The organism is Cupriavidus sp. 09_S30, assembly GCF_056930435.1.
Genome location: NZ_JBXOWI010000001.1, coordinates 1451028 through 1475938, shown reverse-complemented (window position 1 = coordinate 1475938; position 24911 = coordinate 1451028). Strand labels below are relative to the sequence as shown.

At 66.8% G+C, this 24911-nt stretch carries 20 protein-coding genes and 2 tRNA genes; 9 read left to right on the top strand and 13 right to left on the bottom strand.

Features of this window, described 5'->3' with window-relative positions:
• Positions 1-138: 138 nt before the first annotated feature.
• The 3 genes from AC1Z3O_RS07050 to AC1Z3O_RS07040 form a co-directional block, all read right to left on the bottom strand.
• Positions 139-2901, bottom strand: coding sequence for an HAD-IC family P-type ATPase (locus AC1Z3O_RS07050; protein WP_483514681.1), 2763 nt, complete (start codon positions 2899-2901; stop codon positions 139-141).
• An 89-nt stretch (positions 2902-2990) separates the two neighbouring features.
• Positions 2991-3893, bottom strand: a complete 903-nt coding sequence (locus AC1Z3O_RS07045; protein ID WP_483514679.1) for a polyphosphate kinase 2 family protein — start codon at positions 3891-3893, stop codon at positions 2991-2993.
• A 147-nt stretch (positions 3894-4040) separates the two neighbouring features.
• Positions 4041-4226, bottom strand: a complete 186-nt coding sequence (locus AC1Z3O_RS07040; protein ID WP_483517536.1) for an SH3 domain-containing protein — start codon at positions 4224-4226, stop codon at positions 4041-4043.
• 383 nt (positions 4227-4609) lie between these two features.
• On the opposite strand from AC1Z3O_RS07040, the gene AC1Z3O_RS07035 reads away from it, so the two are divergent.
• Positions 4610-5740 carry a S1C family serine protease gene (locus AC1Z3O_RS07035; protein WP_483514677.1) on the top strand — a complete coding sequence of 377 codons (1131 nt, stop codon included), beginning with the start codon at positions 4610-4612 and terminating at the stop codon, positions 5738-5740.
• A gap of 172 nt (positions 5741-5912) precedes the next feature.
• Here AC1Z3O_RS07035 and ilvD read toward each other — a convergent pair whose 3' ends face one another.
• Entirely contained in the window at positions 5913-7775 is a 1863-nt protein-coding gene (gene ilvD, locus AC1Z3O_RS07030; RefSeq protein ID WP_483514675.1) for a dihydroxy-acid dehydratase, read from the bottom strand.
• Between the two features lie 211 nt (positions 7776-7986).
• On the opposite strand from ilvD, the gene AC1Z3O_RS07025 reads away from it, so the two are divergent.
• Positions 7987-8073, top strand: a tRNA-Leu gene (locus AC1Z3O_RS07025).
• A gap of 102 nt (positions 8074-8175) precedes the next feature.
• Here AC1Z3O_RS07025 and AC1Z3O_RS07020 read toward each other — a convergent pair.
• Positions 8176-8616 (bottom strand): N-acetyltransferase family protein, encoded by a 441-nt coding sequence (locus AC1Z3O_RS07020; RefSeq protein WP_483514673.1) that lies wholly within the window; start codon positions 8614-8616, stop codon positions 8176-8178.
• 218 nt (positions 8617-8834) lie between these two features.
• Here AC1Z3O_RS07020 and AC1Z3O_RS07015 point away from each other — a divergent pair.
• The 3 genes from AC1Z3O_RS07015 (at position 8835) to AC1Z3O_RS07005 (ending at position 9823) form a co-directional block, all read left to right on the top strand.
• Positions 8835-8921, top strand: a tRNA-Leu gene (locus AC1Z3O_RS07015).
• 235 nt (positions 8922-9156) lie between these two features.
• Positions 9157-9465 carry a hypothetical protein gene (locus AC1Z3O_RS07010; RefSeq protein WP_483514671.1) on the top strand — a complete coding sequence of 103 codons (309 nt, stop codon included), beginning with the start codon at positions 9157-9159 and terminating at the stop codon, positions 9463-9465.
• A gap of 61 nt (positions 9466-9526) precedes the next feature.
• Positions 9527-9823, top strand: a complete 297-nt coding sequence (locus tag AC1Z3O_RS07005; protein WP_483514669.1) for a hypothetical protein — start codon at positions 9527-9529, stop codon at positions 9821-9823.
• A gap of 21 nt (positions 9824-9844) precedes the next feature.
• On the opposite strand, the gene AC1Z3O_RS07000 is transcribed toward AC1Z3O_RS07005, so the two are convergent.
• Positions 9845-11437 carry a GGDEF domain-containing protein gene (locus AC1Z3O_RS07000; protein WP_483514667.1) on the bottom strand — a complete coding sequence of 531 codons (1593 nt, stop codon included), beginning with the start codon at positions 11435-11437 and terminating at the stop codon, positions 9845-9847.
• Positions 11438-11652: 215 nt separating this feature from the next.
• Between AC1Z3O_RS07000 and serB the strand changes: the two genes are divergently transcribed.
• Complete coding sequence (serB, locus tag AC1Z3O_RS06995; protein WP_483514666.1) at positions 11653-12507, top strand: phosphoserine phosphatase SerB; 855 nt, start codon at positions 11653-11655, stop codon at positions 12505-12507.
• An 86-nt stretch (positions 12508-12593) separates the two neighbouring features.
• On the opposite strand, the gene AC1Z3O_RS06990 is transcribed toward serB, so the two are convergent.
• From AC1Z3O_RS06990 to AC1Z3O_RS06960, 7 genes are all read right to left on the bottom strand, one after another.
• The gene (locus AC1Z3O_RS06990) at positions 12594-13838 is read right to left on the bottom strand and encodes a cystathionine beta-lyase (RefSeq protein WP_483514664.1); all 1245 of its coding nucleotides are present in this window, start codon (positions 13836-13838) and stop codon (positions 12594-12596) included.
• Between the two features lie 223 nt (positions 13839-14061).
• Positions 14062-14667 (bottom strand): hypothetical protein, encoded by a 606-nt coding sequence (locus tag AC1Z3O_RS06985; RefSeq protein ID WP_483517535.1) that lies wholly within the window; start codon positions 14665-14667, stop codon positions 14062-14064.
• 95 nt (positions 14668-14762) lie between these two features.
• Positions 14763-15947 (bottom strand): beta-ketothiolase BktB, encoded by a 1185-nt coding sequence (gene bktB / locus AC1Z3O_RS06980; protein ID WP_483514662.1) that lies wholly within the window; start codon positions 15945-15947, stop codon positions 14763-14765.
• A 160-nt stretch (positions 15948-16107) separates the two neighbouring features.
• Positions 16108-17454: a 30S ribosomal protein S12 methylthiotransferase RimO gene (rimO, locus tag AC1Z3O_RS06975; RefSeq protein ID WP_483514660.1), complete on the bottom strand. Its 1347-nt coding sequence runs from the start codon at positions 17452-17454 to the stop codon at positions 16108-16110.
• Between the two features lie 453 nt (positions 17455-17907).
• Positions 17908-18246, bottom strand: a complete 339-nt coding sequence (locus AC1Z3O_RS06970; protein WP_483514658.1) for a hypothetical protein — start codon at positions 18244-18246, stop codon at positions 17908-17910.
• Positions 18243-19178, bottom strand: coding sequence for a DUF2950 domain-containing protein (locus tag AC1Z3O_RS06965; protein ID WP_483514656.1), 936 nt, complete (start codon positions 19176-19178; stop codon positions 18243-18245). The genes AC1Z3O_RS06970 and AC1Z3O_RS06965 overlap by 4 nt, the downstream gene beginning before the upstream one ends.
• 15 nt (positions 19179-19193) lie before the next feature.
• Positions 19194-20678, bottom strand: a complete 1485-nt coding sequence (locus tag AC1Z3O_RS06960) for a DUF3300 domain-containing protein (protein ID WP_483517534.1) — start codon at positions 20676-20678, stop codon at positions 19194-19196.
• 422 nt (positions 20679-21100) lie between these two features.
• Here AC1Z3O_RS06960 and AC1Z3O_RS06955 point away from each other — a divergent pair, with 422 nt between their 5' ends.
• From AC1Z3O_RS06955 to AC1Z3O_RS06945, 3 genes are read left to right on the top strand one after another with little or no spacing between them, the layout of a single operon-like run.
• Positions 21101-22204: an AI-2E family transporter gene (locus AC1Z3O_RS06955; protein WP_483514654.1), complete on the top strand. Its 1104-nt coding sequence runs from the start codon at positions 21101-21103 to the stop codon at positions 22202-22204.
• A 17-nt stretch (positions 22205-22221) separates the two neighbouring features.
• On the top strand, positions 22222-23775 hold the full coding sequence (locus AC1Z3O_RS06950) for a TolC family protein (RefSeq protein ID WP_483514652.1): 1554 nt from the start codon (positions 22222-22224) through the stop codon (positions 23773-23775).
• Positions 23772-24911: an HlyD family secretion protein gene (locus AC1Z3O_RS06945; RefSeq protein WP_483514650.1), complete on the top strand. Its 1140-nt coding sequence runs from the start codon at positions 23772-23774 to the stop codon at positions 24909-24911. The genes AC1Z3O_RS06950 and AC1Z3O_RS06945 overlap by 4 nt, the downstream gene beginning before the upstream one ends.

Sequence of the window (24911 nt, the reverse complement as noted above, 5' to 3'; positions counted from 1 at the left end):
ATGAGCACGACAAGCGCGAGCGCAACGATGCGCATCCGTCGAGCCAGGGTCGATCGGGCGTTCATGGCATGACAAAGGCCCCTATAGCGCTATAGCTTGCAGTATCGAAACGAGCGCACCACCTGATCAGGAAAGCGCTCAGACCTCTCGCATGGCGGCTCCCACCTCCTGAGCGGTCACAGATCCAGTCAATGCCGGGATGGACCGAATGATGAGTTTCTCGACCTCGACCACGAGGAAGAACAGCACTGCCCCGCCGACAAGCCAGGGCCAGTCCGAGAGGGGCAGCGCCTCGGTGTCGAAGACCGCATGGAAAGGCGGCGCGTAGGTGAACAGGATTTGCAGCGCAATCACAGCACCTATTCCGTACCAGAGATAGGGATTGCCCAGGTGGGCGCGCAGGGACAGCGAAGAATCGAGCAGGTAGCGGCTGTTCAGAAGATAGAAGACCTGGCCCAGCGTGATGGCGTTGACGGCGGCCGTGCGTGCCATCTGGTCCGATTCGCCCTGCGCCTTCATCCAGAAGAAGGCCGCGAGCGTGTAAAGCACGAGCGTCGCGCCGACAAAGAGGATGCGCCAGATCCCGAAGCTGGTGACGATAGGCCGGTCGATGGCGCGCGGCAGCCGACGCATGACGTCTGCCTCGTGGGGCTCAAACGAAATGGTAAGGCCGAGCGCGACGGAGGTGACCATGTTCACCCACAGGACCTGCGGCGCGGTGATCGGCAGCGTGAAGCCGAACAGGATCGCCATGGCGATCACGGCACCCTGTGCGACATTGGTCGGCAACATGAAGAGCATGGCCTTCTCGATGTTGTTGTAGACCGTGCGGCCCTCCTTCACCGCTGCGGAAATCGAGGCGAAATTGTCGTCGGCGAGGATCATGCCCGCCGCCTCCTTCGTCACCTCGGTGCCCTTGATACCCATTGCGACGCCGATGTCCGCCTTCTTGAGTGCCGGTGCATCGTTGACGCCATCGCCCGTCATGGCGACAACCTGCCGATTGGCCTGGATCGCCTTCACCAGCCTCAGCTTGTGCTCGGGGCTGGCGCGGGCGAAGACGTCGACGTCGCGCACGCATTCCTCCAGCGCCGCATCGTTCATCGCCTCGATCTCGGTTCCAGCCACGGCGGTCTTGCCGTCGCCAATGCCAAGCATGCCCGCGATGGCCGCGGCCGTGATCTTGTGGTCGCCCGTGATCATCGTCACGCGGATGCCGCCGCCGTGACATTCCCGCACGGCGTCGATGGCCTCCTTGCGCGGCGGGTCCATCAGGCCTACGAGTCCGAGAAGCACAAGGGTCTTCGGCAGGTCCTGCGGCCCGAGCCCGCCCGCCTCGAGGCCCGGGCTCGGCAGCCACGCCAGCCCCAGCACCCGTTCGCCCTGCGCGGCAAGCCGGTCGCCCTCCCTGGCGAAACGGTCACGATCGAGCGACGCCGGACCATTTGCCGTCTGCTGCCGGTCGCAGTGGTCAAGGATCACTTCCGGCGCGCCCTTGACCAGCAACATCTCTGCGTCCGCCGAGCGGTTCAGCGTTGCCATGAATTTGTGCTCCGACTCGAAGGGGATCGCGTCGATCCGCGGTGCGGCGGCCGCCTCGACGGCACGATCCATGCCGAGCTTGGCGGCAAATGGGTAGAGGGCACCTTCGGTCGGGTCACCCTCCACTTTCCATCTTCCTTCGTCCTCAAAGAGCTCGGCGTCGTTGCACAACAGGGACACACGGCCCATCAGCGCCAGCACTTCCGGCGGATTGCCAACCGGCTGCCCGCCCGCCCTGACCTCGCCTTCAGGTGCGTAGCCGTTGCCGCTTACCGCATAGGCGTTTTCGGCCGTCACGACCGAAGTCACCATCATCTCCATCAGGGTCAGCGTGCCGGTCTTGTCCGAGCAGATGCGCGAGACCGAGCCCAGTGTCTCGACCGCCGGCAGGCGGCGGATGATGGCGTTGCGCTGCGCCATGCGCTTCACGCCGATCGCAAGCGTGATGGTGATCAGCGCCGGCAGGCCTTCCGGGATGACCGATACCGCAATGCCGACGACGGCCTGGAACAGCTGTACGAAGGTCATGTGCCCGAACCAGTGCCCCCAGGAGAAGAGCAGCACGCTGATGCAGCCGATGGCCGCCGTAATGACGTAGCCGAACTTCTTGATCTGGCGCAGCAGCGGCGTCTCGAGCGCGCTGACCTCGCCGAGCATCTGGTTGATCCGGCCCAGTTCCGTCTGGCTCCCCGTCGCCACGACGACGCCGGTTGCGCGGCCGGACACGACCATGGTGCCGGAAAACGCCATGTTCTCGCGGTCTCCAACCGTGGCCTTGGCGGACACGGGAGCGGTGGTCTTCTCGGCGGGTACGGATTCGCCGGTCAGCGCCGCCTCCTCCGTGCGCAGGTTCTTGGCGTCGAGCAGGCGCAGGTCAGCCGGGATCTTGTCGCCCGATTCCAGCAGCACGATGTCGCCAGGAACAAGCTCCTCGGCGGGGATGAGGCGAACCGCCCCGCCACGCAGCACACGCGCCTCCGCGGACAGCATGTTGCGAATCGAGTCGAGCGCCTTCTCGGCACGGCCTTCCTGCAGGAAGCCCAGCAGCGAATTGAGGATGACGACGGCGAAGATGATCGAAGCATCGAGCCACAGGCTCAGCATCAGCTTGATGAACCCGGCTGCAAGCAGGACATAGATCAGGATATTGTTGAACTGGGCGAGGAACCGCGCCAGCGGCCCTTTCTTCTTGCCTTGGGGCAGCCGGTTCGGCCCGTAGGTGCCCAGCCGCGCGGCTGCATCCGCCGCATCGATGCCCTGCGCGGGATCGACGCTGAACCGCCGCTCCACCTCGTCGGTCGCCATGGCATGCCAAGGCGCCGCGTCCACTCCTGAAGCCATCGTCTCAGCTGAGCTCATCTTGGTCTCTCCAGGTTACGCCATTCAGCGCGCCGTTCGCCGGACCGGCCGGAACGGCAGTCAACGTTGGCACTCGCGTCGCGTCCCGCCTACCCTTCCGCCTCGAGCTCATCGCGCGCCACGGCGAGATCCTTCATCTGCTCCGGCGTGACTTGGGGGTACTGGAGATCGAGCTCCTCCACGGCCTCGACGATCGCAGCCGCGACGACAAGCCGCGTGAACCACTTGTTGTCGGCGGGCACGACGAACCACGGGGCCGCCTTGGAAGCGGTCGCGCGAATCGCCTCCTCGTAGACCTGCATGTAGTCGTTCCAGTGCCGGCGCTCGCGAACGTCCGACGCGGAAAACTTCCAGTTCTTTTCGGGCTTGTCGAGGCGCTTGAGGAAGCGCTTCTTCTGCTCCCCGTGCGACAGGTTCAGGTAGAACTTGAGGATGATTACGCCCTGGCGCGTGAGATAGTCTTCGAACCTGGCAATGTCGGCGAGCCGCTCGGCCCATACGTTCTTGCCGACGAGTTCCGGCGGGATCTTCTGCGCCTCGAGCAGTTGCTGATGCACCCGCACCACGAGCACTTCCTCGTAGTAGGAGCGGTTGAAAATGCCGATGCGCCCGCGCTGAGGCACCTTCGTAGAGTATCGCCAGAGGAAATCGTGGGAGAGCTCCTCAACCGAGGGCTGCTTGAACGAGACGACATCGCAGCCCTGCGGATTGACGCGTGACATGACGTGCTTGATCGTCCCGTCCTTGCCGGCTGCGTCCATTGCCTGGAAGACCAGGAGCAAGGACCAGGAATCCTGCGCGTAGAGAACTTCCTGCTCCATCGCGAGCCAGTCCGACCCGCGCTGGAGAAGTTGCGCCGCTTCCGCCTTGTTCATCTTCAGCCCCAGCGTGTCGCCGGGATCGAAGTCCTTCAGGCGGAAATCCGTGCCCTGGGTGACGCGGAATGGATCTGTATAGCTATGCAGGGTTTCAATTATTTCTTTTCGAGGCATCGCCCCCTCCCCAGCATCTGCTATCAGTTACATGATTCGCGGATGAAACCGGCGCATGCTTGCGGATCGTCGGCCATCAATGCGTACGTGTGGTCCAAGGTGATAATCGCCCGAGCACTTTACGTCGCGGCCATCGCTGAAGAATTCCTACCCGCGCGGTGGCCCTCCTCCGGAGGCCGTCCGCGAGAGATACCTGGCGTAGACCCAACCGCGCTGGCGACGCGCCTCAACGTTGCACCACCGGCGGTCCCGTGAGCATTGAAGGATACTTACCGGCGTCCTCGCCCGCAGAACCGTGATGACGCGGAACGATCGCCCCGGTCCCGTGCGCATATTGACATCGTGTAGCGTACGCGCGCTGAAAGCAAATGCCGACAGCGGCGGAAATAGCAGCAGCATCAGGATGACAAGGCATTGAACGACACGACGCGGGTTCATAAGAACCTCCTGCACTTGGTCTTCTCTTCTGGCAGCCTGGCTGCTCGCCCCCTCTTGTGGACTCTGCAAGCAACACCGCCTCGCCGTTGAAGTCAGTCGCATCGGGATAGGGCCCGACCGGCGAGCCTGCAGAAGCTCACTACTCGGCACAACAGCTGATTGGACTTTACTGGAATCTTAGGAAAAGCACCCGCAGGCGTCCACGCCTTAAGTCGCCGTTAATTAATCGCGGCTAGTCTTTCGAGACTCCGAGCTTTCCAGATTTGGCCAAACCCCATATGAATATCGCAAGACACTGGCGCCCCGTCGCAATCGCCTCCGTGGCCGCCGCGCTCGCTGGCGGCTACGTCGCCGAGTATCGTCACACCGGTGCCGCTAAGGAACCTGGCGCCGAATCACTGCTGCCAACCCCCGAGCCCGCCCCGGCGCCCACCAGCAACAAGGCCGCCGTCCCCGACTTCTCGCACATCGTCGCCAGCTACGGGCCTGCCGTCGTACACATCGATGCTCGACGCATGGCGACGGGCGAAGACGACTTCGGCCAGGACCGGCAAGGCGCCAGCATCGGCTCGGGCTTCATCATCAGCAACGATGGCTACATCCTGACCAACAACCACGTCGTCGAAGGCGCTGGCGCGGTCTCCGTCAAGCTGGCCGACGGCAGGCAGCTGCCGGCAACGGTCATCGGCACCGACCCGACGTTCGACGTGGCCGTGCTCAAGGTCGAAGGCAACGGCCTGCCGGCCGTGAAGATCGGCGATCCGTCGAAAAGCAAGGTCGGCGAATGGGTGGTGGCCATCGGCTCGCCCTATGGCCTGGACAACACGGTGACGTCGGGCATCATCAGCGCCAAGGCCCGCGCGCTGTCCGACGACGGTCCCGCGCGCTTCATCCAGACCGATGTCCCCGTGAATCCCGGCAACTCGGGAGGCCCGCTGTTCAACCTCGACGGCGAAGTCATCGGCATCAATTCAATGATCTATTCGCGCACGGGCGGCTACCAGGGGCTGTCCTTCGCGATTCCGATCGACCAGGCGATGCGCGTCAGGGAGCAACTGGCTGGCACGGGTAAGGCGGGACACGGCAACGGTGGTGGCGTCGCCGGGCGGGGATATATCGGTGTACATGTCCAGGCCGTCACACGAGGGTCGGGTTCCGACGCCCCGGGTGGCGCTCTAGTCGCTGACGTATCGCCCGGAAGTCCGGCAGCAGCGGCCGGCGTGGAGCCGGGCGACATCATCGTCGCGGTCAACGGGGCGCGTATCTCCGACCCGAACGAACTGAGTTCGCAAGTCGCGCAACTGCCGCCGGGACGTTCGGCGACCATCACCGTGTTCCGCGACGGCAGTGTCGGTACCCTGAAGATCGTGCCGGGCAGGCAGCCGGCTGCGCCTTCGCAGGCGGGCTAACCAGGGCTGGGCTTCTGCCAGCCGGCCCGCGGCTCCGCCTTGTGGGGGCAAAGCGCATGTGGATCCTTGCCCACTGCGAACGGGTGGTTCGCAGCCGGCACTGCAGTATTGGATCTAGCCCCGGGGGAGCAGGCGGCCACGCCGCCGCTGCCCCCCGGGCGCTACTGCATGATCAACCCCGCTTGAGCTGAGAGAGATCGCGCACGGCGCCGCGATCGGCCGAGGTGGCCAGCGCCGCGTAGGCGCGCAGCGCGGCCGAGACCACGCGCTCGCGGTTCTCCGGCTGCCAGGCACGCTCGCCGCGCGCTTCCATTGCGGCGCGGCGGCGGGCCAACTCTTCGTCGCTGACGTCCAGCTGGATCTTGCGGTTGGGGATGTCGATATGGATGGTGTCACCGTCGTTGACCAGCGCCACCGTGCCGCCTTCCGCCGCTTCCGGCGAAGCATGGCCGATCACCAGGCCCGACGAGCCGCCCGAGAAACGGCCGTCCGTGAACAGCGCGCAGGTCTTGCCCAGGCCCTTGGACTTCAGGTACGAGGTCGGGTAGAGCATTTCCTGCATGCCCGGGCCGCCCTTCGGGCCTTCATAGCGGATGATCACGACGTCACCGGCCTCGACCTTGTCGCCCAGGATGCCTTCCACGGCGTCGTCCTGGCTCTCGAACACGCGGGCGCGCCCGGTGAACACCCACTGCGACTCATCCACGCCCGCGGTCTTGACGATGCAGCCCTTCTCGGCCAGGTTGCCGTACAGCACGGCCAGGCCGCCATCCTTCGAATAGGCGTGTTCCTTGCTGCGGATGCAGCCGCTCTTGCGGTCCAGGTCCAGCGCGTCGAAGGTGGCTTCCTGGCTGAAGGCGACCTGGGTCGGGATACCGCCCGGTGCGGCACGGTAGAACTTGTGCGCGGCCTCGCCAGCGTCGCCGTTGACGTCCCAGCGCGCGATCGCCTCGCCCAGCGTGCCGCTGTGCACGTTGCCGCAGCTCGGGTCGAGCAGGTCGGCGCGCGCCAGCTCGCCCAGGATGCCCATGATGCCGCCGGCGCGGTGCACGTCCTCGATGTGGTACTTGTCGGTAGCAGGCGCGGCCTTGCACAGGCAAGGCACCTTGCGCGAAATGCGGTCGATATCGGACATGGTGAAGTCCACGCCCGCCTCCTGCGCCGCGGCCAGCAGGTGCAGCACGGTGTTGGTGGAGCCGCCCATGGCCACGTCCAGCGCCATGGCGTTCTCGAACGCGCGCTTGGTGGCGATGCTGCGCGGCAGGACCGAGGCGTCGTCTTCCTGATAGTAACGGCGGCACAGGTCGACGACGAGGCGGCCGGCCTGCTCGAACAAGCCCTTGCGCCAAGCATGCGTGGCCACGATGGTGCCGTTGCCCGGCAGCGCCAGGCCGATGGCCTCGGTCAGGCAGTTCATCGAGTTGGCGGTGAACATGCCGGAGCAAGAACCGCAGGTGGGGCAAGCGCTGCGCTCGACTTCCTCGGCCTCGGCGTCGCTCACCTTGGGATCGGCCGCCTTGATCATGGCGTCGATCAGGTCGATCTTGGCAATGACCTGGCCATCGGTGGGCGACTTGATCTTGCCGGCTTCCATCGGACCGCCGGAGACGAAGACCACCGGAATGTTCAGCCGCATGGCGGCCATCAGCATGCCCGGGGTGATCTTGTCGCAGTTGGAGATGCAGACCATGGCATCCGCGCAGTGCGCGTTGACCATGTATTCGACCGAATCCGCGATCAGTTCGCGCGAAGGCAGCGAGTACAGCATGCCGCCATGGCCCATAGCGATACCGTCGTCCACCGCGATGGTGTTGAACTCCTTGGCCACACCGCCGGCCGCCTCGATCTCGCGGGCCACCAGGGCACCGAGGTCGCGCAGGTGCACGTGGCCCGGCACGAATTGCGTGAAGGAGTTGACCACGGCGATGATGGGCTTGCCGAAGTCGCCATCCTTCATGCCGGTGGCGCGCCACAGGGCGCGGGCACCGGCCATGTTGCGGCCATGGGTGGAAGTACGGGAACGGTATTGCGGCATGGTCTGTCTCGAACGTATGTTGTGGGGCGCAAAACGTTGGATTATAAGGTGCGGGGCCGGACTGCCGCTTGGAATGCGCTTGCGCGCCGGAATCTGAAGGCACACGCACCCGGCAGAGACCCTCACCGCCCTCAACGACACGCGCCCAAGGAAAATTACTTCTGGGGGCTTGCAAAGCCCGAACACTTCTATATAATTCGCGGCTTCCCCAGCCCAGATGGCGGAATTGGTAGACGCACTAGGTTCAGGTCCTAGCGGTGGCAACACTGTGGAGGTTCGAGTCCTCTTCTGGGCACCAGATTGAAAGCAAATGGCCCGCAGCAATGCGGGCCATTTGCTTTTGGGCGGCTGCCGGGCGAGAAAAAGGGGGCGCGCAGCAAGTGCCGATTTCCGATTCCATCTAATCGCCGTCACGGCGATAGGTCATCCGGATGAAGCCATCGCCGTCCGGCTGCAACGCGGGCTGGAATCCGCAGCCCTGGAACAGCGCCAGGCTGCCCGGATTGTCGGGCTCGACATAAGCAACTAGGACTGGATAGCCCCGCCCTGCGCCGGCAAGGAACTGCGTGAGCACGATATGCCCGACGCCCCGACCCCAAAGGCCCGGCTCCACGGCCAATGCGATAGCGCCGCCCCTCTCCTTACCCCCGTCAACCTGGACCGCGCCGATCAGCTGGCTCGACGACATGACCGCCCAGCAGCGCGATGTATCGCGCCGGGTCACGTGCGCCAACCACGCATCCGTTGGATACGACAGCCGCCGCGCCAGTTCGCCATTCGTGAACCAGGACCGATACGCAGGCAAGTGCTGCGACCCGAAGCGGTAAAACGAGATCTGCATCCGAATTGCACCCTGGTGGGAATTGGTGCCCGCATCTGCACCGATGATCGCGACCGCCTGCCGAAGGTGGCCGTCGAATTCCTAAGAGAAGGATCATCCCACGTGCCCCTGCCAGCCTCGATAGGACGCATCGGAAACCGAAAACCGTCATCTCCGAAAATCCTGCACGGGGCCTCTTGATCCCTTGCGCAATTTCTGTATAATTCGCGGCTTCCCCAGCCCAGATGGCGGAATTGGTAGACGCACTAGGTTCAGGTCCTAGCGGTGGCAACACTGTGGAGGTTCGAGTCCTCTTCTGGGCACCAGATTGAAAGCAAATGGCCCGCAGCGATGCGGGCCATTTGCTTTTTGCGCCCCCGCTCCGGGCACACGTCCCACAGCCACTGACTGCCTGGGCCGCCAGAATCAGCGCGCGTGCTGCGCGCACCCGTGGCGCCGGTCAGGCGCCCTGCCGGTCACCCTGCCCGCCGCACGGCTACAATAGTCTTTGCGAAGCCCACATTTGCGGTTGCGCACTGCCGATAGGCTCCGGAAAAATACATGCCCGCGAAAACCCTCCGATACCCTCTTCTTGCCCTGATCGTCACCGCGCTTGCTGCCACAGCGTTGAGCCTGCCCGCCCGGGCAGACGTGCAGGAAGCGAAACAAGAGATCAAGGCGGACACCAAGCAGGCTGCCCACAAGACCGGCGAAGTGGCGCGCGAGGCCGGTCACGGCATCAAAAACGGTGCCAAGGCAGCTGGCCATGGCATCGCGGATGGCGCCAAGGCGGTCGGCCACGGCATCGCCAACATAGCGCGCGAGGGCTATCACGCGACCAAGCGTGCCTTTCATTCGGACTCGGAGTAATGCCGGGCAGCGCACATAAGGGCGCACATGAGGACACCGTGCCCGGCGGCACGCGGGCGGCATGACCCGCAGAGAACTGCATGCCTTCCTGACCTCCCGCTTCGGCCTGCTGACCGACCCGGGCGAACGCGGGGACGGGCAGACCTATTTCCTCGGGGCCGTTGAATGGCGGCCGGGCCGCACGACCCGCATCCTGCGCGCGCAATTGGCGGGCGACGAGGTGGCGCGCATCCGCCTGTGCGTTTCCTCGGACAACAATAACAGCGTCTTTGTGGCGATGCCCGCGGACCTGGAGCGCCTCGCGCGCGCCGTCAGCAAGGAAATTGCCCTGTTCGGTGCGCGCAGCAGCACGCCCTGAACCCGCCGGCGCCAGCCCACGCTATGGTGCGGCCCCCTCTGCCGTCCCTTCCCCGCCCATCACGAAACGATCGCGCCCGGCCCGCTTCGCCTGGTACATGGCGGCATCGGCCTTCTGCACCAGGGCCTCGAGCCGTGGCGTGGCGGGCCGCTCGCAGGCGGCCCCGATGCTGATGCTGACGAAGGGCTGAGCGAACGCTCCACCATGTGCGAGGCGCAACGCCCGCACCGACATGAGCAGCCGCTCTCCCACGGCCAGCGTCTCGGACGTGGAACTGCCAGGCAGCACCACGGCGAATTCCTCGCCGCCCAGCCGCGCGCAGAAACTGCCCGGCCGCGTCACGATGCCGGCGATCGCGCCGGCCACCTGCCGCAGGCAGGCGTCGCCGGCGACGTGCCCATGCCGGTCGTTGTACTGCTTGAAGTTGTCCACGTCGAGCACCAGCAGGCCGACCTGGGTGCCCTGCTCACAGGCCTTGGCCACGGCTGCCAGGCCCATTCGCTCGAAATAGCGCCGGTTGAACAGGGAGGTCAGCGCATCGTGCTCGAGGTCGGCGGCCATGCGCGACAGTTGTTCCTCGGTGGCATCGAGGCGCACCGTCAGGGCCTGCTCGCGGGAACGATAGCGGCTGACATCGCGCAGGAAGGCGAGCGTGCCGATGACCTTACCGTCCAGGCGCCGCACCGGCTCAACCGAAAGCTCGTACTCGTCGCTTTCCGCAGCGTGATGCGGGCCAGGCGCCGCCATCCTGCCCGCCTGGGCGATCAGTTCGGTCCACGCGCTGGGTACGGCATCGCCCAGGCGCAGTCCGGGCAGCATGCGCACGGCCGCCGGGTTGAGGTCGACCACGCGAAACTCTGTGCTGACGACCACGCAGCCCTCCCGCAGCGCGTCGAACACGCGCAGCCGGGCATAGTGGCCGATATCGTCCAGGTGCGTGCGCAGGGCGCAGAGCCAGACGAGCACCGCCATCAGCGAGAAGGTGGCAGGCGTCAGGTCGCCGCCCAGCGGTCCGGTCCAGCGCCACATATAGGCCAGGTGGGCGGCCAGCGGCAAGGCCAGGCTGCAGGCCAGCACCGCGCGCCCGGCGCGGGTCAGGCTGGTGTTCGGAACCCGTGCCGTGAGCAGGAAATAGAGACTGAGGAAGAGCAGCAGATACGTCCACGCGGCCGCCGCAAAGTAAGCGGGACCGTGCTCGAACACCGCCACTGGCAGCACACCGGCCGGCGTCAGCGTGATGCTGCTCCAGACGAGATGGTGGCGCTCGTTGGTGAACACCAGCGCCAGCGTCAGCAGGCTGACCAGCACTGGGACGGGCAGCAGCGACCAGGGAATGACGTAGCGCGGGCGACTGAGCTGGGCCGTGGCCCACAGCCAGGCGACGGGCACGGCAACGATGCCGATGTACTGCATCTTGGCCCAGAGGATACGGCTCGGCAGCTCGGCCGCGCTCAGTTCCATCAACCTGCCGCCGCTCCAGATGGCCGCGCCGCAGGTCAGGGCCAGGAAGGCCTTGACGGTCGGATCATCCCGGCGGGGCCACGCGGCCAGGCCGACGCCGAGGCTGCCGACGACCGAGAAAGCGAGGCACAGGACAAGTAGGTACGAGGGCATCCGACGAATTTGCAGGGCAGCGCGCAGCCGATCCAGGTCGGACGAAATTATATTCGGGCTGGCTGCGCGGAAACCGCGGCGCCGGCAGCGTCCCGCGTGGATGGCCGCGTCCGCCCCCCAAGGGGGCCGCGGCGATTACAATAACGCCTTTGCCGTCCTGCCGCGGCGCCCGGCCCGCTGCGCGCGGCCTGCCCGGCCCCCGATTGTCGCCCGCCATGCCCCTGATCCTCCAAAGCCTCGCCCCGCTCGCCCCCGCCGATCTCGACGCCGTCCGATCCCTCGCCCAGGCCCCGGCCCTGTCGCTGCGCAGCGAGACTGTAGGCACCGCCGACGAGAGCGCGCCGCTGACGCCCGCGCTGCGCGAGGCGCTCGACGCCTACTGCGGACCGCGCGCCATCGACTGGGCCGTGGTGCCGAGCGGCCGCAGGCTGTCGGACTTCAAGCTGGTGGCGATGGACATGGACTCCACGCTGATCACCATCGAGTGCATCGACGAGATCGCTGACTTCTGCGGCCTGAAGGCCGAGGTTTCGGCCATCACCGAGGCCGCCATGCGCGGCGAGATCACCGACTTCAACGAAAGCCTGCGCCGTCGCGTGGCGCTGCTCAAGGGCCTGGATGCGAGCGTGCTGGACCGCGTCTATGATGAGCGCCTGCGCCTGTCCCCGGGCGCCGAGCGCATGCTGCAGACGGTGCAGGCGCTGGGCCTGCGCACGCTGCTGGTATCGGGCGGCTTCGTGCACTTCACCGAGAAGCTCAAGGCAAGGCTGAAGCTGGACTTCACGCGCGCCAATACCCTGGAAATCGTCGACGGCAAGTTGACCGGCCAGGTTGTAGGCGAGATCGTCAATGCCGACGTCAAGGCGCGCACGGTACAGGAAGTGTGTGCGCAGATCGGCGCACAGCCGCTGCAGGCCATCGTCATGGGCGACGGCTCGAATGACCTGAAGATGATGGCCGTGGCCGGCTTGTCGGTGGCCTTCCGCGCCAAGCCGGTGGTGCGCGCGCAGGCCAGCGTCGCCTTCAACCACGTGGGCCTGGACGGGCTGCTGGAACTGTTCCCGCACTAAGCCACACGCCACCGCCGCGGCGGCGCCGCCGCTATCGGCGGCGATACGGCTTGCCGCAACGCGGGAGGGCGCCGACCCAGCCCCCCTCAGACCGCCAGCTTGGTGTCGAGTGCGTTGCGCAGGTCGGCGATCAGGTCGCGCGTGTCTTCCAGCCCGATGTAGAGGCGCACCAGTTCGCCGGCGTTCTGCCAGCCGGCGGGCGGCCAGCTGCCGGCCGGCCGCATCGTGGGCACATGGTAGGGCACGGCAAGGCTGTGCGCCCCGCCCCATGACCAGCCGATGGCAAAGCGCTGCAGCGACTCGACGAAGGCGTCCACCTGGGCGCGCGTGTAGCGCGCGTGCAGCACGACCGAGAACAGGCCGCTGGCACCGCTGAAGTCGCGCCGCCAGAATGCGTGCCCCGGGCAGTCGGGCAAGGCCGGATGCAGGACCTTGACCACCTCCGGCCGCTGGTGCAGCCACTCGGCGACCTCGCGCGCCGCGCGGTCGTGCGCGGCGAGCCTGACCGGCAGGCTGGTCAGGCCCCGCAGCACCAGGAAACAGTCGTCGGCGGACACGCCCCACCCCATCAGCATGCGGGTGCGCTTCAGGCGCGCATGCAGCGCTTCGTCGCGGCTCAGCACCGCGCCCATCAGCACGTCGCTGCCGCCGGACTGGTACTTGGTCAGTGCCTGCACGGAGATGTCGATGCCCTTGTCGAAGGGGCGGAAATACAGGCCCGCCGACCAGGTGTTGTCGATGGCCGTAAGCACGCCGCGCTCGCGCGCCGCCGCGACGATGGCATCGGTATCCGGCACCTCCATGGTCACCGAGCCGGGCGACTCCATCCAGATCAGCCGCGTATTGGGCCGGATCAGCGCGGCGATGCCGCCGCCGATCATCGGGTCGTAGTAGCGCACCGTCACGCCGAAATCGCGCGCCAGCCATTCGCCGTGCTCCCGGTTCGGCCCGTAGACGTTGTCGGGCACCAGCACGTCGTCGCCGCTGCGCAGCAGCGCGAAGTACACCAGCGAGATGGCCGCCAGGCCCGACGGCAGCAGCAGCGTGTCGTGCGCGCCTTCCAGCTTGGCCAGGTGCTGGCACAGCGCCTCGCTGGTGGGCGTGGCGTGCAGGCCATAGCGCCAGTAGGTGGTGGTGCCATCGCCATGGGCGCGCAGCTCGGCCAGGTTGCGGAAGATCACGGTGGAGCCGCGCCAGGTGGGCGGCGAGAAGGAACCGAATCCCGGCGGGATCTGCAGATCGGGCTGGACCGCGACGGTCTGCGGATAGGCGGACGCCTCGTCGGCGGCGGCTGCTGCTGCGGTTCGGTCGGTCGGCGTGGGATCGGACACGGCGGATTCCTTGTCTGGCGGGCGCCCTGCCCGGTCCGCCGCTCCGCCATCGCTGGGCACCCGCGAGGCGCCCGGGGAGCGGCCCGCCGCGGCGTGCCCTGTGCTCTAAGAGGCTTCGAGCTTACCAGCAAACTGGTCGCCCTACTCTTCGCACTTTAACTACCCTACCGCGATCGGAATATGGAAAGAGAAGCGCCGTATCCGGGCGCAGCGCCGCAAGTGGCTACTTCGAGGACTTGGGCGGCGGCGGCGCGTGGTTGACACCGCTGGAGGGCTGCATATCGAAGGGCGGGATCACCAGCGAGCCCAGGGGGCGGATCATGAAGGGCAACGCGATGGCGGAATTCAGCGCATCGGTCCAGGTACCACGCACCACGCCGGCGGCATCGATCGTGCCTTCCCAGTTGCCGGTGACATGGGTGCCATCGTCGGATTCCTCCATGAGGAAGCCGCCGTTCTCATATTCGCCGGCCAGTACGCGCACGCCCGGCTTGTTGCCGACGGTGTATTCGCCGCGCACGCTGTCGCGTTCGTCGGGCTTGGGCCCCAGACGCAGGCGCACCGGCTGGTCGCCGACCGTGCCGACGTAGACCGGCAGCCTGGCATATTCCGGGCGCGGCGCCAGCGGACTGCACCGCGCCATGGACCCGTCAGTGCCACGCCGGGCCTCGCCCTCGCGGATCGCCTGGTTCAGCCCCAGCGCGTCCGGCTCTGCCTGCGGCACTGCCGGTGCTGCCGGTCCTGCTGCAGCGGAGGCGGTCGACAGCTCGGTGCCTTCGGCCGCCCAGGCCGGCCCTGTGGCCAGGAGGCCGGCGCAAAGCGCGAGCACGGCAGGCGCGGCGCGGCCCGCCCGCCGGCCTGCCACCCTGCCGGGCGTAGCAAGCCGTGCGACGGACCAACGCTTCGCCACGCCGTGCATCATCCTCAGATGCGCTCGAAGATTGCGGCGATACCCTGGCCGCCGCCGATGCACATCGTCACCAGCGCGTAGCGGCCTTGCACGCGCTGCAGCTCGTACAGTGCCTTGACGGTGATCAGCGCGCCGGTGGCGCCGATGGGGTGACCCAGCGAGATGCCCGAGCCGTTCGGGTTGACCTTGGCCGGATCCAGGCCCAGGGCCTTGGTCACGGCGCAGGCCTGCGCGGCAAAGGCTTCGTTGGCCTCGATCACGTCCAGGTCGGACACCGACAGGCCGGCGCGCTCCAGGGCCTTGCGCGTGGCCGGCACCGGACCGATACCCATGGTCTTCGGATCGACGCCGGCGTGGGCGTACGACACCAGGCGGGCCAGCGGCTTGAGGCCGCGCTTCTCGGCTTCGGCGCGCTCCATCAGCACGACGGCGGCGGCGGCATCGTTCAGGCCCGAGGCATTGCCGGCGGTGACCGTGCCGTTCTCCTTGGCGAAGACCGGCTTGAGCTTGGTCATGTCATCCAGCGTGGCGTCGTGGCGCACATGCTCGTCGGTGTCGAACTGGATATCGCCCTTGCGCGACTTGACCGTGACCGGGACGATCTGGTCCTTGAAGTAGCCCGCCTTGATCGCGGCCGATGCACGGCGGTGCGATTCCAGCGCGGTCTCGTCCTGCTGGGCGCGCGAGATGTCGTATTCCTTGGCGACGTTCTCGGCAGTCACGCCCATGTGGATGCTGTGGAAGGGATCGTGCAGCGCGCCGAGCATCATGTCGAGCATCTTGGCGTCGCCCATGCGCGAGCCCCAGCGCGCGGCCGGCGCCAGGTAGGGGGCGCGGCTCATGCTTTCTGCGCCGCCGCCGATGGCCACGTCCGTATCGCCCAGCAGGATGCTCTGGGCTGCGCTGACGATGGCCTGCAGGCCAGAGCCGCACAGGCGGTTGACGGTCAGGGCCGGGGCGTCGATGGACACCCCGCCGTTGACGGCCGCCACGCGGGACAGGTACATGTCCTTAGGCTCGGTCTGGATGACGTTGCCGAACACCACGTGACCGACGTCGCTACCGTCCACCTTGGCGCGGGCCAGGGCCTCGCGCACCACCAGGGCGCCCAGTTCGGTCGGGGCCAGGTCCTTCAGGCTGCCGCCGAAGGTTCCGATCGCGGTGCGAGCACCGCTGACTACCACCACTTCACGCGTCATGACATTGTCTCCATGCAGGGTAATGTTGCGGTGCACAGTATAGCGCCGCCGCGGCGGAAACGAACGATCGTACTTTTACCTAATGGCCAATATCGGTCCGATGACGGGCCGATATTGGCAATCAGCCCCAAGAATCACATTTCGTGGGCGCCCCTGCCGCTCAGACCTCGCCCCACAGATCGTGGCCGTCGGCGCCGGTGATGCGCACGTCGACGAACTCTCCGACCCGGTAGCGCTGCGAGTGGCGCGTGGCCGGGGCGATATAGACCAGGCCGTCGATCTCGGGCGCATCGGCCGACGAGCGTCCGATGCCGCCGTCCTGGTTGACCTCGTCCACCAGCACCCGCAGCGTCTGGCCGACCTTGCGCTGCAGGCGCTGCGCCGACACCGCCTCGGCCACTTCCATGAAGCGCGCGCGGCGCTCTTCGCGCACCTCGTCGGGCAGCGCGCCCGGCAGTTCGTTAGCGGTGGCGCCCTCGACCGGCGAATAGGCGAAGCAGCCCACGCGGTCCAGCTCGGCTTCGGCGATGAAATCCAGCAGCGTCTGGAACTCGGCCTCGGTCTCGCCGGGGAAGCCCGCGATGAAGGTGCTGCGGATGGTCAGATCCGGGCATACCGCGCGCCAGGCGCGGATACGATCCAGCGTCTTTTCCGCGTTGGCCGGGCGCTTCATGCGCTTGAGCACGTCCGGATGGGCATGCTGCAGCGGCACGTCGAGGTAGGGCAGCACGCCCTCTTCCGCCATCAGCGGAATGATCTCGTCTACGTGCGGGTAGGGATACACATAATGCAGGCGCACCCAGGCGCCATACTGGCGAGCCAGCTCGCCCAGCGCCGCCACGAGCTCGGTCATCCGGGTCTTCAGCGGGCGGCCGTTCCAGAAACCGGTGCGGTACTTGACGTCGACGCCATAGGCGCTGGTGTCCTGCGAGATCACCAGCAGTTCCTTCACGCCCGACTTGAACAGGTTCTCCGCCTCCAGCATGACCTCGGCCACCGGACGCGACACCAGGTCACCACGCATGGACGGGATGATGCAGAAGGAGCAGCGGTGGTTGCAGCCTTCCGAGATCTTCAGGTAAGCGTAATGCTTGGGCGTGAGCTTGATGCCGGCCGGGGGCACCAGGTCGGTGAAGGGGTCATGCGGCTTGGGCAGGTGCGTGTGCACCGCCTGCATCACCTCACCCAGCGCATGCGGACCGGTCACGGCCAGCACCTTGGGATGCACGCTGGTGATGACGTCCTGCCCGGCGGCGTCCTTCTTCGCGCCCAGGCAGCCGGTCACGATGACCTTGCCGTTCTCGTTCAGTGCCTCGCCGATGGCGTCCAGGCTTTCCTGCACCGCCTCGTCGATGAAGCCGCAGGTGTTGACCACGACGAGGTCCGCGCCATCATAGGTGCCGCTGATGGCATAGCCCTCCGCACGCAGCTGGGTAATGATCTGTTCGGAGTCCACGAGCGCCTTGGGGCAGCCCAGACTGATCATGCCGATACGAGGCGCGCTCATGCCTGCCCCCCGAACGGCTTGTTGCGAGCGTGCTGGTTGCGAGCGCCCTCGGGGCAACCGAGGGACACGGTGACGATACGGAATTCCATGGATAGTTCTGAATGCAGGGCTTGGCAAAGACGAGAGTTTACAGCGATCTGCGCTTCCGCGACCAAAGCCAGGGGCCGCAAGCAGCACGGGCTGACAAAAAAGAAGTGCGGCCGGTCAGGCCGCCAGGCGGGAATGGCGCCGCGTGCTTCCCCCTTCGCTCCAGGATGCGGGCCGCTCGGCGTTTTCCCCGGCAAGCCGTGCGGCGCGGAGCGTTCAGGCTGCGCCCGCCGGAGATCGAGAATGGGCATCCGCCCGCCGGCCCAGCCGTGGACGACGGGTCACATGCAGGGTTCAAGGGTACGGAAGAGACCCTATCCCCTCGTAGCCGGCACCGGGGGCTCGGCGGATAGGCCGGCGCTGCGCTCAGCGTCCCATGCGGCGATCGTAGCTGCGGGAGACGCGGTCGAGCAGGCTGGGGTCGCGCGAATCGCTGGCATCGAACTGCACGCGGACCGAGCCGTCCGGCTGCCTGGCCACGATCGCGCGGACGGCAGTGCCGCCGGGATTATTCCCGACCACGGTCCCGTTCGTCCGGTCCTGGACGGTGATGGCCAGGCCCTGGTCGCGCATGGCTTCTGTCGCGGCATCGAAGGAGCGGTCATAGTTCGCCGGCACGGTGCCGGGCGGCGGCACGCCATAGTAGGTGCACCCCTGCAATGCCAGCAGGACGCTGCAGGCGAAGGCGGCGACAAGGCGGTTCATGGCAACACCTTGGGTGACACCTTGGCCCAGCCAGGCCCCGGATCGAAGGTCGTCATCGCGGCCGCCTTGGCCCCGCCATTGGGTCCGAGGTCACGCTCGAAGACTTCGCCCGCGTGGCTGACCATGAAGCTCTTCACGCCCGTATCGCCATAGCGCACCGGCCAGGCGATCACGGCGAAGCCGCCGAACAGCTTGCCATTCACCATGTAGTTGAATGCCCCACCCGGGGCATGCGGACCCTGCGCGGTCAGCAGCCTGTAGTGGTAGCCGTAATAGCCCTCGCTGCCGGCCTCGCCCTTGCCCTTGCCGGCAAGGAGAAAGGCCGCGCCCAGCGGGCTGGGCTTCGCCCCCGGGTCTGTCGGCCAGTACAGGCCATCCTGCTTGCCGGGCGAACTGGCGAGCCTGGCGGCGTAGGCCAGCACGCCGCTGCCATCATGGCTGGTCGAGGCATATTCAAGCTGCGCGTCGTAGACGGCCAGCATCGCCTGGATGACAGACAGTTCGTTGCGTCCGATGCGGCGCGCGCGTATTTCCTCGGCGCCGGCGACGGTGTCGAAGTGCCAGCCGTTGGCGGCTTTCACCAAGGGAATGGGCAGTGTCCAGCCGTCGTCGCCGACGGCGATACGGGCGTGCCCCTCATCCACCGGCTGCACGGCGTGCGAGGCATGCCATGCAGTCAGGAAACGGAAGCGGACATCGGCGCCGCCCGGCGGAATCAGTTTGCGGTAATTCTCGCCGAGCATCGATTTCAATGCCGCGTCGTCGCTGTGGGCGACAGCCGTGCCGAAGGCCGACATCGCGTCTTCCGCCGTCGGGAAACTTTTCTGGGCATGGACCGGGCCGACGATGCCGGCGACGAGGGCCAGCGCGACGGCGATCCGGCGGCACGTCACGGCAAATGACATGCGCGGCAACTGACGCGGTGTGATCATGGCCATTCTCCTCCCTTAGCGTCTGCCACCCCGGCCGCCGCCACCACCGCCCCGTGCACCACCACCACCACCGCTGAATCCGCCACCGCCGCCGCGTCCGCCGCCACCGCTGTATCCACCGCCGCCGCCTCCACGGGCGCCGCCACCGCCGCCACGCGAGGCCTGAGAGGTCTGCAGGCTGTTGCGGCCCCGGTCGTAGTCGCGCTGCGACGACGCGCCACCGCCACCGACCCCCTGGAAGGCATTGTCACGCCCGCCGCCGGCACCGCCCCGGTCGGCCGTCGACGCACGGTTTCCGCCACCGGCGCCACCACCGCCCCGATCGGCCGTCGCCGCGCGGTTTCCGCCGGCGGCCGCACCGCCACGATCCCCGCCGCCCGCCGCACCGCCACGGTTCCCGCCGCCGGCCGCGCCGCCGCGGTCGCCCCCTGCCGCACGGTCGGAGACGCCTGCGCGATTGCCCGCATTGCCGCGGTCCGCCACGTTCTGCCGACCACCCTCGCCACCGCGTCCGCGGAAGTCATTGCGGCCCTCCGCACCGGCGACGTTGCGGCCGTACTTCTCGCGCGACGCGTTGTCGCGGTACGCGACGCCCTTGCGGTGCGAAGCATCGTGCTGCCAGCCCCCTCCGCCCTTCACTTTGCTGCTATTGAAGCTCCGGTCGATATTGGCCGCCTTGTTGACGTTGATATTCACGTCGCCGTGGCCCCAGTTCGCGCTTCCGAAAATTGCCCCTGCGGCAGCCAGGCCGACGCCCCACGCGAAGCCGGTGGCCAGCGCCGCGCCCGGATAGTACGCCGGATAAGGCGGCCAGTAATACGGCGGGTAGGCCGGAGCGGGCCAGGCGCCATACACCACGGTCGGGTTGTAGGCCGGCACGTAGATGACCTCCGGGTTGGCCGGTTCGATCTTGACGATGGTCTGCCCGGGCTGGCCCGCGACCGTGCCGGTCTCCGTCGTCACCGTCTGCTGCTCATTCGACTTGAGGTTGCCGGACTGCTGGGCACGCGCGCGCAGTCGCTGTACCGCGGCAAGCACGTCCGCCTCCTGCGCGAGAAAAGCGTCACCAAGCTTCTGCGTCCACTCGAGTTTGTCGCTCATCGGCTCCAGGGCCTGCGGAAAGGCGACCATCGATTTCACGCTGACATCCCATGGCTGATCTTCAACCGCTTTGAGCGCGGCATCGCCTTTCACATTCGGATTGGCCTTGACCCAGCGCGCCGCTTGCACGATCTCAAGCGGATAGGTGGACGCCATCAGAACCTGGGTCAGTACCGAGTCGGGATAGAGGGCGATCGGTGCGACCAGCGCCTCGATTTCCTCCGGCTTGAAGGTGGGCGACGTAGGCGAGGCAGATGAAGTGGGCGAGGCGGGTGAAGGGGGCGAGGTGGCCGGCGCGGCCGGCGGGTTCTGCGCCATGGCTGCGCTCCGGCCGAATACCAGCCAGCACAGGAACAGTCTGCAGGCAGACAGGGCCGATCGCTTAACCCAAAGAGTCATCGCTTCCTCCCCAGTGCCGGCACTCACGCATCATCGTGGCCCCTGCGATTCCCGCTTTACCCCGAATTGACCATAGTGGAGCATCACATTTATTGCAACCTTTCTCCTCCCAACGCAATTTGCGTTGATATGCTGAATGGAGCAATGAATTGGAGACACGCACTGTCGTCGCTCTCCTTGCGCTGAAGCCATCGGATTGCGTCAAGAATGACTCTTGCAAGTGGCGGTTGAATGGCTTCCCTGGAGAACATAGTGCCGGGAAGCGCATGCGACGCGGGAGCAGTCAGATCGCTGGGCGGTTTTTCCTTCCGGTGATGCTGGTGTACCAACATGCCTGGGGCGCTTGCGCTTGCCCGCAGGCTTCGCGCTGGCCTGGCTTGCCGATGCGGAACCTTCGCGGCAAGGCTGCAAGGAGAAAACCAATGATGCCCACGCCCATCTCCGAGAAGAATCTGTCGCGCGGTCTGCTCGATGTCTTGATTCGAGCCGGCCTGATCGCCGTACTTGCGGTCTTCTGCTTCCGCATCTTCTACCCCTTCCTCAACCTCATCGCCTGGTCGCTGATCCTGGCGGTCACGCTCTACCCGCTGCATGTGAGGCTCAGGGACGGTGTGCTGAAGCGGGATGGCCTGGCTGCCAGCCTGATCGTGCTGATCGCCATCCTGATCATCATGGTGCCCGCCTACCTGCTAGGCACTGCGATCGCCGATTCAGCGGAGCACGCCATCCAGGCGGTGAAGAGCGGCAGCTTCGCGATTCCGCAGCCGCCGGATTCCGTTGCGGCCTGGCCGCTGGTGGGCCAGCCCCTGCATGACTTCTGGATGCAGGCCGCCACGGATCTGACCGGACTCGTGGAAAAACTCGCGCCACGGCTCAAAGACGTCAGCGTCTCGCTGCTGAACACGGTCGCGGGCGTTGGCATCGGGCTGCTGCTGTTCGTCGTCGCGCTGGTCATTGCGGGCATCGTCATGGCCTACGGTGAGGCAGGCAGCCGCAGCGCGGTCCGCATCGCCTCGCGGATCTCCGGTCCCGAAAAGGGGCCGCGCATCGCTGAACTGTGCACGGCCACGATCCGGGCCGTCGCGCAGGGTGTGGTCGGGATCGCGCTGATCCAGATGCTGCTGGTCGGCATCGGCTTCATCGTCATGGGCGTCCCGGGCGCCGGCCTGCTGGCCCTGGCGGTGCTGCTGCTGGGGATCATGCAGCTACCGGCCACGCTCGTCACCATCCCCGTGATCATCTTCGTGTTCGCCACCAGCGGGGTGAGCGTGGCGACCATCGTGTTCGCCATCTATGTTTTCGTTGCGGGGCTGGCGGATAACGTCCTCAAGCCCTTGCTGCTCGGCCGCGGCGTCGATGTGCCGATGCCGGTGGTGCTGGTCGGCGCCCTCGGCGGGATGGTCACCGGCGGTGTCATCGGCCTGTTCATGGGACCGGTCGCGCTCGCGGTGGGGTACCGGCTCTTCTGGCAGTGGGTCGACGACCAGCCTCCGGCGCCCGAAGCGGGCGACAGCGCACACACCTGAAGCGGCCGGCAAGGGCGATGTCACCCCTTTCCTCACTGGAGCGTCTCCTGCCGCTCGGCCTGCTGTGCCTGGGCGGCTGCGTCCGCCTGGGCCCGGATTTCCAGAGCCCGCGCGAGCCATGGAGCGAGCACTGGAGCAGCCCCGCCGTCGAGCAGGCCAGCGATCAGCGCCCGCAGCCGGACATGCGCCAATGGTGGCGCATCTTCGAGGACCCGGTTCTCGAACAGCTGATCGCCGAGGCCGATGCCAATGATGCCGGCCTGAAGATCGCCGGCCTGCGCGTCATGGAGGCCCGCGCCCAGCTTGGCATCGCCTTGAGCGGCCGCTACCCGCAGATGCAGCAGGTGAGTGCCGACGTGCTGTACGTGCATGCCCGAAATGCCTACGATGGTTTGACCGTCAGCAACCGTGTCTGGCAATACAGCGCGGGTTTCGATATTGGCTGGGAACTGGATTTCTGGGGTCGCTTCAGCCGTGCCATTGAATCGGCGGATGCCGCCTTCTTCGCCGCCAAGGCCAACCACGACGATGCGCTGGTGCTGCTGCACGCCCAACTGGCGGACAGCTACTTCGCGCTGCGCACCGCCCAGGCGCGCCTGCGCATCGCCCGCGAAAACGCCAAGCTGCAGCAACGCAGCCTGGAGATCACCGAAAAGCTGTTCAAGGGCGGCGAAAGCGATGAGCTGGACCTGCAGCAGGCCAGGACCCAGTACCTGGGCACGCTCAGCAGCATCCCGGAACTGGAGAACCAGATCATGCGGACCCGCAATGCTCTGGCCATCCTGGTCGGCCGCCCGCCGGGCCCGCTGCCGGAACTGGCGCAGGCGCAGAAGGAAGGGGTGGTGCCGCTGATCGACCGCGCAGTCCTGCAGGACGTGCCCGCCAAGCTGCTGCTGCGGCGGCCGGATATCCGCGCTGCCGAACTGCAGGTTGCCGCGCAATCGGCGCAGATCGGCGTCGCCAAGGCCGACCTCTACCCGTCCTTGACACTGCTGGGCAGCATCGGCTGGTCTGCCAGCTCGCTGCCGACCACGCCCAACGGCCTGGTCCTGCTGGGCGGCCCCAGCATCCGGTGGAATATCTTCGACTACGGGCACATCACCAATAATGTGCGCGTGCAGGACGCCCGCCTGCAGCAGTCGATCATCGCCTACCAGGACAGCGTGCGCAAGGCGGCCCGTGAGGCCGACGACGCGGCGACCGGGCTCGTCAAGGCGCTGGAGCGCGATGCGATCCTGCGCGAGGCGTCCGAGGCTGCCAACCGCTCGCTGACATTGGCCAACGCCCTGTTTCGCGAAGGCTACTCGGACTTCCAGCGCGTGCTCGATGCGCAACGCGCCCTGTTCGCCCAACAGGATGCCTATCTCGTCAATCGCGGCAATGCGGTCAGCGATCTGATCGCGCTGTACAAGGCCCTTGGCGGCGGCTGGTACACCGAACAGCCGCTGGTGGACCCGGCCACCCGTCAACAGATGCAGCAGCGCACGAACTGGGGCGACCTGCTGGAAGATGCGCAGCGCCGCCAGCACAGCAGCACCGATGCGCCACGCCCGGAGGGCAACTCTCCATGAGCGCCCCGCAGCAACCCTCCCCCGCGCCCGACGCGGATGCCGATGCCGGTGCCGATGCAGCCGCCCCGGACCCATCGAAGAAAGGCATCCGATGGGTCGTGGGCCTCATCGTTGTGAGCTTGCTCTGGTACCTGGTGGCCGACCGATACACGCCCTATACGCAGCAGGCGCGCGTGCAGGCCTTCGTCGTCCCCGTGGCCTCGGAAGTATCGGGAAGGGTCACCCGGGTGCTGGTGCACAACAACCAGAATGTCGAGGCCGGCACCGTCCTGTTCGAACTCGATCCGCAGCAGTTCCGCATTGCCGCCGACCGCGCCCGCGCGGACTTCGAATCGATGCGCCGCCAGATCGGCGCGAGCACTGCGGGGATCGAATCGGCGCAGGCCTCCCTGCGCGCGGCCAAGGCCAATGAGCTCAAGGCACGCCAGGACAGCGACCGCCTCGAACGCCTGTACGGGGACGATCCGGGCACCGTCTCGCTGCGTCGCCTGGAGGTCGCCCGGGCCACCCACGAACAGGCCAAGAGCCAGGTCGAGGCGGCCCGTGCCGAGGTGGAGCGCGCGCGGGAAACCCAGGGCGGCAGCGAGCAGGAAAACGCCAAGCTGCGCAGCGCCGCCGCGGCAGTGGAGAAAGCCGACCTTGACCTCGCCAATACCAAGGTACGCGCACGCACAGCGGGACTGATCACCGACCTGCGCACCGAGGCGGGCCAGTATGCCGCCGCCGGCAATCCGGTCATGACCCTGATCGCCATCCATGATGTGTGGGTCAGCGCGGATATGACGGAGAACAATCTCGCGCACGTGGTACCCGGCACGCGGGTCAGCATCGTGCTGGACGCCTACCCGGGCAAGATGCTGGCCGGCAAGGTGCGCAGCATCGGCTTCGGCGTCAGCGTGGGCCAGAGCACGCCGCCGGGCAGCCTGCCCACCATACAGAACAGCCGTGACTGGCTGCGCCCGGCGCAGCGTTTTCCGGTCCTCGTCGAGTTCGATCCGGGCGAGCTGGCCGGGCTGCGCGGCGTTCGTGTCGGCGGGCAGGCCGAAGTGATGGCGTTTCCGAGCGAGGGCAATCCCCTCAATCCGCTCGGCCGGCTCTTCCTTTACCTGATGAGCTGGCTTTCCTACGTCTACTGA